This is a genomic window from Candidatus Protochlamydia sp. W-9 (genome assembly GCF_001950615.1).
In the GTDB taxonomy this organism is placed as follows: Bacteria; Chlamydiota; Chlamydiia; order Chlamydiales; family Parachlamydiaceae; genus Protochlamydia; species Protochlamydia amoebophila.
Genome location: NZ_BCPZ01000245.1, coordinates 1 through 12,555, shown reverse-complemented (window position 1 = coordinate 12,555; position 12,555 = coordinate 1). Strand labels below are relative to the sequence as shown.

Annotated in this window: 6 protein-coding genes and 1 pseudogene; all 7 read right to left on the bottom strand. The window is 33.5% G+C overall.

The window, feature by feature from the left end; all coding sequences use genetic code 11:
• Positions 1 to 382: 382 nt before the first annotated feature.
• Positions 383 to 1,648 carry a hypothetical protein gene (locus BU804_RS07850; RefSeq protein WP_075883638.1) on the bottom strand — a complete coding sequence of 422 codons (1,266 nt, stop codon included), beginning with the start codon at positions 1,646 to 1,648 and terminating at the stop codon, positions 383 to 385.
• Positions 1,649 to 1,756: 108 nt separating this feature from the next.
• Complete coding sequence (locus tag BU804_RS07845) at positions 1,757 to 5,149, bottom strand: CHAT domain-containing protein (protein WP_075883637.1); 3,393 nt, start codon at positions 5,147 to 5,149, stop codon at positions 1,757 to 1,759.
• 94 nt (positions 5,150 to 5,243) lie between these two features.
• A pseudogene (locus BU804_RS12145) lies at positions 5,244 to 5,906 on the bottom strand (CHAT domain-containing protein); the annotation flags it as partial.
• A 72-nt stretch (positions 5,907 to 5,978) separates the two neighbouring features.
• The gene (locus BU804_RS07835) at positions 5,979 to 7,502 is read right to left on the bottom strand and encodes a BTB/POZ domain-containing protein (RefSeq protein ID WP_075883636.1); all 1,524 of its coding nucleotides are present in this window, start codon (positions 7,500 to 7,502) and stop codon (positions 5,979 to 5,981) included.
• A gap of 985 nt (positions 7,503 to 8,487) precedes the next feature.
• The gene (locus tag BU804_RS07830) at positions 8,488 to 9,345 is read right to left on the bottom strand and encodes a hypothetical protein (RefSeq protein WP_075883635.1); all 858 of its coding nucleotides are present in this window, start codon (positions 9,343 to 9,345) and stop codon (positions 8,488 to 8,490) included.
• 799 nt (positions 9,346 to 10,144) lie between these two features.
• Positions 10,145 to 11,221 (bottom strand): trypsin-like peptidase domain-containing protein, encoded by a 1,077-nt coding sequence (locus tag BU804_RS07825; protein ID WP_075883634.1) that lies wholly within the window; start codon positions 11,219 to 11,221, stop codon positions 10,145 to 10,147.
• Positions 11,222 to 12,233: 1,012 nt separating this feature from the next.
• On the bottom strand, positions 12,234 to 12,555 hold a 322-nt coding region (locus BU804_RS07820), incomplete at its 5' end, for a CHAT domain-containing protein (protein ID WP_143298959.1).

Genomic DNA, 12,555 nt, shown 5'->3' with positions numbered 1-12,555 from the left:
CAGGACACTTCTAACGAAGTGTGTTCAATTAGTGGGTTTGAGGAGGTGAAATAAAAAACTTGAGAAAAATTTAAAAAATACTTGATAAAGACGACCAATAAATACTATTGGTAATAGTAATAATAAGTCCTTTATAGTCACCCTAGGAAGAGAAAAGAAATAAGATTATGGGTTTATCAATGGAATAATAATTTTTTATTTTTAGTTCTCTCATCTATTATGATGCGATTTTGTAAATTGATAACTACTAAAAATTGCTTATAACCAGGTAATTTGAACTTACAAATTTATCTTTCCAATTTTGCCTTAGTCCTTTTGCTTCTTAGAAATAGATGGTTTCAAGAAGCAAAAGGTAAGATCTTAGGCAACTGCTCTTTAATTATTAATTATATGAATTTAAAATTGCTTCAAGACGATTTTTATACTCTTCTTCTTCTTGATGAAGATCTTCTAAGGCCTTTTCAGCTAAATTCATTTTTTCGAGATGGTTTTCCAACGTTTGTTTTTCTTCTTTGTCTTTTTCAAACTTGTCATTTAGTTTTTGGATATCTTCTCCATTTCGCTGATTCTCTTTATTAGCTTCTATGACTGCCTCGTCTTCTTCAATGATGTCCTGTACTGATTTTATTCGATCTTGTATTTTACCGACGGTTTCTCGAATTTTTTGTTTTTCCATCTTGTGTTTGGAGGTATCGGCAGCTTTAATTAATGTTGGTAAAATCTTCCGGATATATTTTTCATAAGTTGAATCTTTAGCTAACTCTTCTAGACTCTGCATAATCAAAGAGCGTGTTTTCCGATAGCGTTTTTTATTTTCAAAAATTGATACTTTAAGACCAAAAAGATCAGCAAGACCTTCGGCGGCTGACATTCGAACATGATCTGAAACTTTAGGATCTTTATTTTTAATCAAATCCACGAAAATAGTGGCTAAACATACAGTATATTTTTTTCCTTGTTCATGAAAATTTTTGAGTCTTACTTCAATAATATTTTTAAAATCTTCTTGTGTTTTAATATTTGTAGAAAGCCATCTTAGCTCATGAATATAGAGATACCATTCATGAACCCAATCGTTTCTGGCATCTTTAATAAGTCCTTGAAAACCTTTTATAATTCCAAAAAAAGAAGCCTTTTCGGCTGATTCTCCAATATTAAGGACAAGGTCAGGAAATTTCTTCCCAATACTCTTGGCAACTGTTAAGCATTTAGCTGCTTGTTCCGCACAACGGTATTCAAAACGTGCGCCAATTTCTTTTTTTGGCAAAATGGATTGAATGCTTCTAGAATTTGTAATGATTGAATCGCGAGTTTTGTTCAAGGTTGGCAAAGAACCTTGGCACAAACATTGATACCAAGTGATTTCTATAAAGAGGCGATAAACTTTACTTAAGGATCGATGAAAAGAAGCTAAGTGTTGAGTATCTTCTAACGAAACGATCTCATTTAATCTACAGATAACAGGAGAGACAATATCTTTAAAAATGGGCTTTAAATTGACCTCAGCAATGGCTAATTGAACCCCTTCTTGATAAAGATTATCTGCCCCTTGTGTCGCTTGTACATGGTCAAACTGTCCATCTTTTAGACAACTGTGAATGCTGTAGGCTTTCTCGGTTAGACTTTGAAGGGTAATGTTACTTATCATAAAACCTCTCTAATGTGTTAATTTTTGACATTTAATTTAATCATTTTTAATAAGCTCTCACGTTTGTAAAATTTTTAGGAAAAATATCACAAAATTTCTTCTTCTCCTTTATTCATGTAATCCCGATAAGAAAAAAGCTCCCCATCGATCAGGCCTTTCTCGTGCTTGCTCAATGCCTACTAGCATGGCTTTTTGTAAGGCTTGAGCTTTATTGAGTTTTTCTACCCCTGTACCTAAAAGATGACGATAAAACGTCTTGACCATTTGAAGCGTCAACTCTGTGTCTGGCAGTCGCCAATAAGTTGCGACCGTTGACAAAGCGCCTGCGGCAAGAAAGGACCAAACGGGACCAACGCTTCCTTCTCTGTGAAGCTTGCCTCTGCCAGAGAAACAAGCGCTCATAAAAACTAGCTCTGTACGAAGGGTAAGTGGCACAATCTCTTGCGCATGAAGATAGCCTTTGGGATGGATTTCATCGGGAGTGAGTTTAAAAAGCCCTTCAAAAACGGAATGGGGATCGATTTTTTCATCAGACTTTTTGCCTATCGACCCATGACAGGCAAGGTGAATCCAACGCGCATCTGGCATTCCTTCTACAGCACGTTGAACAGTAGCCTTGTCTTGTAAGAGGATTTTTTCTGAAGCTGTTTCAAGCAGAGGAGCGACAGTTGTTTGAGCTTCTTCCTCCGCAAACTTTAGTCCGCATTCAGATGTATTGGGATTCCCAATGACGAGAGAATTTTCTGAGAAATCTTTAGGAATTTCATCTAATAATTTGAGTATTCCAATAGAGGGGGCAATCGAAAGTGGATGTTTTTCAATCAAATAGTCTCCGTCTTTGTCTAAAAATGCTGCGAAGGGTATTTGAGCGAGATAACCATCAGGAATAATGGTTACCACTTGTTGGGGGTCTTTGGGGAGAAAATTTGCAATCGGCGCAATGAATATTTCATACCAATCTTTAAGGCGATCTTTAAAAGCTTGCAAATTTGACGAATGAGTACTCCCATCTGGCTCGCCACGAGTTAGTTCTTCTAGAAAAGATTGCAGAGGTGTTGCAATAGTTCTTGTCTCTGCAATAAAGGGAAATGTTTTGAAAATCTGCTTTGCTTCCTTAAATTCTTTTGTCAAAATTCCAAGAGGCAACGGTTTGCAGATGATTTCGCCGTGGGAAGGAATAACCCAAACGGTGATACTATCCTTGCTTTCAAAAGGAAACGAATAAATAATCAAGCAAGTGTTTAGCTTTTGGGCTAAAGCTTGCATTTCCTGGGCTGTGACTCCGGAATACAAAAAATCTTCTTTTGGAAGCTGAACTTTTTTTGCCAGGGCGGAGACTAAAGCACGCGAACGTCTAAAATCTGTAAGCTGCAGAGCTTCATCGCCTCTTTTCTGTTCTAATAGAAGTTCTTCTAGCCTTAAAATTGGGATTGCTTGTAATTCAAAAAAGGTAATTTGCCAAGCGCTGTCATTTTTAAGTTTTCGATGTAATGTGGCATAAATATCAATGCTTTTGCAATAATTCATCTCTGCTAGCTTAGGATCAGTTTTTCTATATATTTCTCCTAAGTTTTGATAACCCGCTGCTTCGCCAAAGAGATCATTTGATTTTCGAGATAAGCAAATAAATTCTTCGAGCTTTTTAATTGCTTCTCCTTGTCTTCCCATAGCAGCGTAGCATATGCCTAATCCATTGATAGTGTTTTTATTACAATTTTGATTACTAATCTCATTGGCTGCTTCATAGCATTTTATTGCTTTAGCGAAATTACCATCGAAGTGAATGAAAGCATTTCCCAAATTTACTAAAATATTAACTCGTTTCAAAGGTTCTTTTACTATTTCTAGTGCTTTTTTATAACAATCTATACTTTCAGCATATCTTTTCGCATGGCGATATGCACTGCCGAGTTCGGCATATGCCATTCCTAAGGACTTTGGAAATGAAATTTGGTTTTTAGTGATCTCTAAAGCTTGTTCTTTATATTCAAGTTCTTTTTCATAATTTCCAAATTTACCATACATGTTTCCAAGAACTATTAAGGCATTCAATTTGTTATCAAGTCTTTTTAAGTCATTTGTCTGAAATAACGGATCTTGTGTTAGCTTTAAAGTCTTTTCGGCATAAAAAAGAGCTTTTTCATATTGCCTAGAATCAGCAAATAATCCAGTTAAGTTTTTATGAATAGATATAGCCATAAAAATATCGCCTGTTTGAAGAAATTCCAATGCCTTTCGATACGCTTCTTCAGCTTCCGGATAGCATTGAGCATTAGCATGGGCTTGACCTATCCCATTGTAGTAGATTGCTACTTGCTTGGGTTCGTTTTCTGTCAAATCTAAGGCAGTTTGATAAGATTGTATCGCCTTATCATTTTTGTTGATGGAAAGATAAGCTTCTGCAAGGCAACCAAAAATCTGAATTTTACTTTTATAGTCTTGTCGCTCTTCCGCTAAAGCTAGAGCTTCTTGATAAAAAGGAAGCGCGAATTCTCCTTGTCCTAGCTTCATGCAACGAGAGCCTATTCTTTCTAAATAAAAAATCAATTTATCATAATTCCTCAATTCGTTCGCCGTTTCTAATGCCTTTTTGAGGTGATAAAAAGCTAGTTCATTCTGTCCAAAACGAAGATGCGCTATTACAAGATTTCCATGAGTGTGCGTAATATTAACGAGTATCTCTTCCTCTTGAAAGATTGTCGAAGGTTTCCGTAATAGAATTTTTAAAATAGCTTCTGTATGAAAAATAGCACGACGAAAGTCATACTGGTAGTTTCCATAAAAACCTGCTATGATTTCTAGAAGTGTTAAAGATATTTCTCCGCTTTTATGAATGGCAGATTTTTCTTCCTCAATTTCTCTTTTGATAGTTTCAGGTAAAGGTTCAAAAAGCCTTAAAACGGCCTTTTCTAAATTTTTCGGGATGAATGGTTCAATTTTTTTTTCGCTAGCCAACTGATAGAGATTTTCTATCCATCGCTTCATGTTGCTTAAAATGTAGTCTTTATTTTGGGTAAGTAAGTTAAAGCAGTGATTGCCAAATTCTAAATAAGGAAGCATCCAGAGATGCTCTAGTATATTTTGATAGATCGAGCAGATAGGAATGATCAAATTAAGTTCATTTGATTTTAACCTTACTTCCATAATTTCACTGATAATTTTTTCAAGATGGATTAACTGTTTAGCTTGGTTATGCTGAATATCATAAGGAAGTGTTTCAAGATTCAAAAAAGTTGCCAGTTGTGGTACTAGTAAATTTTGTACTTCTTCAATCTCTATTTTTAGCAGACGACATAAGCATTCTCGCTTGGCACTCATATCTTCCAATTGACTTACCTTTTCGATAAGCATTTTTGCACTGAGGATGATATTTTCTTTGGTAACGAATTTTGTTTCATAGGCCTCAATTAAACCTTTTACATGATCTAATAGAGATATTTCTGTAATTTGGAAAGAAAGAAAACTGCACCAAGTACTGGATTCAAGAGATCCTACATTCATAGTTCAACTCCTCAAATGGCAAAATATTAAAAATATTTTTATTTTTATAAAGATAAATAAGCAAGCTATAAATTGATTAGTAGAACATAATTGTTTATTTATGCAATCCCGATAAGAAAAAAGCTCCCCATCGATCAGGCCTTTCTTTTGCTTGCTCAATGGCCAACAGCATGGCTCTTTGCAAGGCTTGGGATTTGTTTAGCTTTTTCACTCTTATTCCTAAAAATGGCGATAAAACGTCTCGGCCATCTGAAGGGTTAAATCACTATCTGGCAGACGCCAATAAGTCGCGACCGTTGACAAAACGCCTGCGGCAAGAAAAGACCAGACGGGACCAACGCTTCCTTCTCTGTGAAGCTTGCCCCTGCCGGAGAAACAAGCACTCATAAAAACTAGTTCTGTACGAAGAGTAAGTGCCGCAATTTCTTGCGCGCGGAGATATAGCCTTTGGAATGACTTTCGCTGGGAGCAAGCTTGAAAAGGCCTTCAGCATGCAAAACAAGATTTTTTCAGGCTTTGTGCCTGCCAATCTCTGACAAACAAGGTGAATCCAACGCGCATCCGCCATTCCCTCAACAACGCCTTGAACAGTAGCCTTGTAAGAAAACTTTTTTTGGATCTGTTTCAATCAAAGGGCAACAATTGCTTGAGCTTTTTTTCGCAAACTGTAATGTGTGTTTTTTGGATGAGGTATTGTAAGATTTTCAATGACGAGAGAATCCTTTGAAAAGTCTTTAGGAATTTCATTCAATAATTTATCATTCCTATGATACAGATTAGCTACTAAGGGGTCAAATGTGCTAATTCAGATCGATGTAAGAATGGTTTTTTAACTCAAAATTAATTTTGGATTAGCTAATAAAGCTCTAAAATGCGTTAACCTAAATCTAACATCAGCGAAATGTTCGCAATGGCTCAAATTTAGTTGCTGTAAATCAGTTAAGGATGCCAAATGTGTTAACCCAGCTTCAGTAAGATAAATGCATCCACTCAGATTTAAATGTTGTAAAGCCACTAAGGATGCTAAATGTTCTAATCCAGCATTGTTGAGGCTATTGCACCAGCTTAAATCTAAATGTTTTAAAGCTACTAGGTGTGTCAAATGCGCTAACCCTGCGTCGGTAATAAAAGCGCACTTACTTAGATTCAAATACTGTAAAGCCAACAAAGGTTTTAAATGCGCTAATCCTGTGTCAGTAATAAAAGTGCATCCACTGAGATTCAAATACTGTAAAGCTATTAAAGATTTAAAATGTGCTAATCCTTTATTGGTGAGCTTATCGCAACAGCTTAAATTCAAATATTGCAAATTTGTTAAGGATGTCAAACTTGCTAACCCATCTTCAGTCAGATTGTGGCAGGCCTGAAGTTGAAGTGCTTTTAAATTTTTACAAGTTTTTAACGCTAAGAGATGGGCATCGGTCAAATGGGCATTTTCTGAAAAATTAAGTTTTTCTATCTCATTTGAAAAGTAATTTAAAATTTTTTTAAATTCTGCTAAATGTGGCGTCTGATTTAATAATAAACTTGTAACTTTAGACTGTAAATAATTTTTTAAAGCATTTAAGCGATATCGATGCGCGAAATTTAAGAATTCTCTTAATTTTACTAGGCTATCTTTATTGTAATTAAATAGGTCAAGTTCCTCTGATTTATAGGTATCAATCAGCTGTTCTTCTAAATTTTTCACAACATCTGTCAGTAGATAATAATCTGCTAGCTGAATGAAAAAAGTAATGTCTTCCACAGGAACTTTAAAATTAGCATTCGTTAGACAAGAGAGTAGACTGATAAACTCTTCTTTTTGTGTCAAAGCGAGAGGATTTTGAAAAGTTTCTTTAAAATTGCCCGACCAAAGAACCCTAAAATAGGGCGATTTTTCCATTAACAAAGTTTTTTGGGAGCTTGTAATGTTTAGAAAAGTGTTATTCTGGAATCTTACTTTAAATTCTTGAGGTAAAGATAAAAAATTAGAAGATCGAGTTGCGGATGCCCCAATTCCTTTTAGGGTATTTGAAGGTTCTAATAAAACTTCGTTTTCGTACTCAGGATTACCAATAGTTTCCTGAGAGCGAATTCTTATTAAAGATATATCAGATGATGGAGAGCGACTTGCAATAAATTTGGGAATGGTAATTTCTTTTCTACTCCAAAAAATCTCTCTCCATTGAGTTTGAAGTTGATCTTTTTTGAGATAATCAAAAAATAAGTTTAGGAAACTCTGAAAGATTGTTATGCAAAATAAACTAACACGTTCAGAGAACTTTAAACAGTTATTCGATTCATAATAGTAGTGAGTAGTTGGATTGGAAAAAGCAATTTTAGGAGTAAACCTTAGATTATGAATAGTCAAATTCACCATCCAAATTGGATAAATAATGTATTTAATTTTTTAATATAAAATATGAGTGAATATTATTGCAATATTAATGCAATAAAGACCCAATTAAATTTGAAGGAAATTCTAATTTTATTGATTGATAGAGCTGTTAAAAAATCAGTAAAAATTGATATGGATTAAATGCAAAACATTAATCTTTAATATCAAAGTTGTCTAAGTCATCGAATCAAGGCTAAAAAAATATTTTTTTAGCAATATTAGTGAGAATTTTTTGCCGACTAATGGTGAAATGATTAAACAAAATAAGCTATATGAATCATCTTTAAATACCTTCTCAAAATAGTTTCCTTTTCACTATGTTCTTTGGAATTGTTAAATTCTTTGATGAATAAATTGCCTTTATAACTTTCGGCTATGCTTTTTCGACCGGAATTAGCACAGACATTAAACACTTCTTTTGACTTTTAAGAAGTAGATTTGAGATTTTCTAGGAACTCATTTATGATTATGGGCTATTAACTTTCGCATTTCTGTTTTATATCTTTTTATTACTTCTAGTTTTTGGTGTATAAGTTTTTTCATTAATTCAGGGATTTTGTTTTAAAACAGTATATGCGGTCTAGTAAAATTGACCTGTCCACTTTTCCAGCGCACTAACTAAATGATGATTTTTAGAAATTTTTTTGTGATTTACAGGAGAGTAATCTGCAAGGGTAGATTAAATCATTTAAATGTGCTGGCATATTTAATACCTCGCTAAATTTTAAAATAAATCACTTTTATGAAATGACATAAAAAATTTATGTTCTGTCCACTTTGCTATAACTAAAGATATAGCCCTAAATTTTTATTCTTCTTTGTATTGGGATTAGCACTAGTTCAAGGCAAAAAATGGATTAATATTGATTCATAGCTAACTAAGAAAGGCTTGAATAGGATTGAGTTAATCTAAATTTAAAAAATATTTTCAAATTTAGATTAACCAAAACAAAAATTTTTATTTTGTCTCTATTGGTGGATAATATTTTTCTATCTTATTTTTTAGTTCTTTTATCTTTCTTCCTTCAACTTCAATCTCTGTATCAGTTATCGTAGATTTATTAAGAAGCTCTTGTTCTTCAGGCGTTATATTTCTTGTGGAAATAGCATCGTTATAACGAGGAAAAAGGTAGGAAAATAGTCTATCTGCTATATTCATCGTCTCGAAATTCTTAACTTTTTTCTCTAAAATGGTATTTTTATCCTTAAGAATAGAACATTGGTTTAAAATGTTAGCACTTGTATTTAAAGATTCTTCTGCATCGCGTGCAAGAGGTCTAAAATCTTCTAAGAAACTTTTATGATCCTCTAATAATTTTTGTATCTCTACTTTATGCTCTCTCCTTTCTATTTTATGCTCTTGCATAAGTTCTCTCATTAACTCAAGAGAGGTTTTTTTTTCAGAAGTTTGCTTTTTAGTAAATTCGTCTACTTCTTCTTGGGCACCGGCTAAATTATAATTTTTAACCAGTTTGTTTACATCAAGAATTTTACTAGGGTCCAAAGGACATGTAAATGGAGTTCCTCCTGCAATTGCTCTGTTATAAATTTGCATGATTGATTCTCGTTCAAATGTATGTCCACATTCATCTACCACGGGATCTACAAATGGGCTGAGAGTAATAGGGCAATTAAAAGATCTAAAAATTACTTCTTCTTCAACAGGAAGTATATTCTTGGCTATGACAGAAGTTTTATTCTCGGAAGCAAGAGAACACTTATTCATTTCACATACATTTTCTTCCCACACAACTTCTTTCGGTTGATTTAAAGAATCAACGGGATTACAAATTGAAGAATTTAAATTTATTGACATATTTAACACTCCTATAAAATTTAAAATAAAATGTTTCTCTAAAATGAGACAAAAACCGTATTTTATTACGCTTTACCTTCCTTAATCTAGATAAACAACAAAGCTTTAAATTTAATTTAGAAAAGTAATTGTTATATAACTGCTTATTCATAGTTATCAAAGGATATCTATATGAGCAATACAAAAACTTTTCCTTTTTTTTATCAATCTTTTTTTAAAAAAATGATAAATAGATGGCAATTGTCTAATTAAATTATATCTCCTTAACTGTGGTTTTTTTAATTTATGTTAAAATGAAAAGAAAGAGGAGAAAGTACGCGAAATAATTAGGTTTTTTGGAATTTTGTAACAACGATTGTGATGTATTACAAAGTTTGTAGGCTTTCTTTTTTTCACGTAGAACATGAAGAGTACAAAATTAACAAATTACAATTATTTGAAGGCTGCTTATTTATTCGAATGATTGCCAACCATTCCTTTCAAAGGCGTTTTTTTTCATCTTTTTCTTTGTAAATTTTACTCAGTTTATTTTTTGCATAATGAATGAGCTGAAGGAGTATAATAATATTAGATGACTGGAAAGATGGTAAGTCTGATTTTTATTAAATCAGCTGCTATGTGACTGAAGCCGCATAGAAAAAAAGAGCTTCTGATAGTTTTGTAAATAACTTATGTTTTTTAGAGAATTGATAAAAAATTATAAATGAAGAATTAGAATAAGAGTAAATATGAGGTTCCCATTTGCTCCTTAAACGAGAACCTCATAAACCCAATTTTATAAATTAAGTTAAGCTAAAAATCATCCGAGATCTCGAGTAAGAGTAAAATTTTCTTTAAATACTTTGACAATCCTTTGAATGGGATAAACTTTATTTAATAAATAATCATTTCCTATTACACTTGTTAGTGTATGATAAAATTTCGGTTGCCCTTTCTTATTGTATGCTAAATTATGATGAGGATTAGGGGAAATCGCATAAGTAATTTGAGAACCTGCTACTCCTTCCTTGTGAATTTTGATCCACCTATTGCCTTTTCCTTCGCCAATTTCTGTATAATGAAACTTAGCAACTACTACTTGTTTTTTGACTGAATCGGTAAATTTGACATGGCCATTTACTCTTGGCTTTTCTTCTTCTACGTCTCCTGATTTTATTGTTAAGGGTGACCAATTTAAATATCTTGTATGCGAATGTGTCACTTTGATTTTTGATAGAATGTAGTCAGCGTTACGATCACCTTTGTCTTTTCCAAGTTCAAGTATTGCGTAAACCGCATTCATTGTTAACCCTTCACTGTTCCCCTGGTGCATAGCATGGACATAGCCATTTTGCAGCAACATTCTAGGGGCTCCCGATTCTCCAGGACTTGTTTGAGAGGAAGCAAGATCTCCTCGCATGGCATAAGATCCACCACCTGGAGAGTTAAAAGATTGAGAGGAAAAAGGCCTCACGTATATATTTAAAGATGATCCTTCTAACTTGCGATACATTTGAATCGAATCTCCTATCCCGATGTCCAAATCTAAAATGACTGGCTTGAATCGGCCTTCTCTCAACCATAAAATGGCGAAATCTATCCCATAGCTAGATCCATCAAAAACAACTTCTATTGGCCCACTAGTTCCCTTGATTTCAATTTCTCCTTCTAAACAATGTCGACATGTCAATAGAAGATTTGGAGCTATAGCAAAACAATTTCCTTTAAAAGAGCCATTAATTCCTACAATGGAGTAGATTGCGTCGCCAAGGTTTTTTACAAAATATGTTATTGGAGAGCGTTGGTTCAGTAGGTATTCATAAATCTTTGTTTCCGAATTAACCTCATTAGAGTTAAAGATAGAATAAAATTGCGCGCCACGAGAAATCGGCGTCATATAAACATTCTCCTTAAATAAAATTTAAAATATTTAATTTTAGATCCATTACTGCCAATGCCTAACCACTTTTTATCTTTTAATCATTAAATATATTTTGAGGTTAAAATTTGGCATTTTTACGTTAAAAGAATGATGTGTGAAAGTAAAGGAATATGACATTTCAAAACAAAATTAACATGTTAAAATGGGTATAGACTTAAATTTGCAACTATTGCTCAATGGTCCATCGAATTTCATCCGTACTTAGATGAGGGAAGTATACGCTTAACAGTACAAAAAAGAAAAACTAAGTTTAGTGGTCAAGATAAAAGCTAAAGGCTATCGAATAAAAAATTTAACAATAAAGCAAAAAAATACAGAAGGAATTAAAGAAAATTACTGAAAAAATTTTAAAAATTATTAATCATATTTAGCAAAAACTTTTTTCATAGTTACTATTTAGACAGCAGAGACGGCTGCTAGAAATATAGATTTACCAATGTAAAATGAGATTTTAATTTTTAGTTTGTGTTGTCTGTTTCCATGCTGATTCCTCTAGCAAATATTAGTTTAGAGCCATGTGGGGATAGTAATTTTTTCTTCTATATGTATTTTTATTAAAAATATATAAAAATTCTATTTCTAAATGCACCGTTTATTGAGAATTGGGTTAGCATTTAATAGTTTGTCTGGCTTAGGAAATTTTCCAGGTATACATTAGAAGGCTTTTTTTTGAACCTCAGCGATTACTAATTTGCCCCCTTTTTGATAGAGGTTATTCGCCTCTTTTGTCACATTCTCATGATCAAATTGCCTATCTTTCAGGTAACTGTGAATTCTATCTGCTTTTGAATTAGATCAGCATTTAACGGTTTATCTTGCTAGAAAAATCTTCACTCATACGGCAGAGAAAGCTTTTTGGGTAAATAAACTGGTAGACCTGTTATCTAATTTGATAATGATTGGTAAATTCTGTTTAAAGTTTGTAAAATTTTTAGACAAAATATCGTAAAATTTCTTTTTTCCTAGCTTATTCATGTAGCCCTGATAAGGAAAAAGCTCCCCATAGATGAGGCTTTTCTCGTTTTTGCTCAATGCCTACTAGCATGGCTTTTTGCAAAGCTTGGGCTTTATTCAGTTTTTCCACTTCTATGCCTAAAAGATGGCGATAAAACGTGTCGACCATTTGAAGAGTTAGATCACTATCCGGCAGTCGCCAATAAGTCGCGACCGTTGATAGGGCTCCTGCGGCAAGAAAGGACCAGACAGGACCAACGCTTCCTTCCCTGTGAAGCTTGCCTCTACCGGAGAAACAGGCGCTCATAAAAACCAACTCTGAGTGAAGAGTAAGC

What these genes read in the sequence shown, in the direction of transcription:
- BU804_RS07850 (WP_075883638.1), bottom strand. Translation starts at nt 1,648, where the DNA reads ATGATAAGTAACATTACCCTTCAAAGTCTAACCGAGAAAGCCTACAGC.
- BU804_RS07845 (WP_075883637.1), bottom strand. Translation starts at nt 5,149, where the DNA reads ATGAATGTAGGATCTCTTGAATCCAGTACTTGGTGCAGTTTTCTTTCT.
- BU804_RS07830 (WP_075883635.1), bottom strand. Translation starts at nt 9,345, where the DNA reads ATGTCAATAAATTTAAATTCTTCAATTTGTAATCCCGTTGATTCTTTA.
- BU804_RS07825 (WP_075883634.1), bottom strand. Translation starts at nt 11,221, where the DNA reads ATGACGCCGATTTCTCGTGGCGCGCAATTTTATTCTATCTTTAACTCT.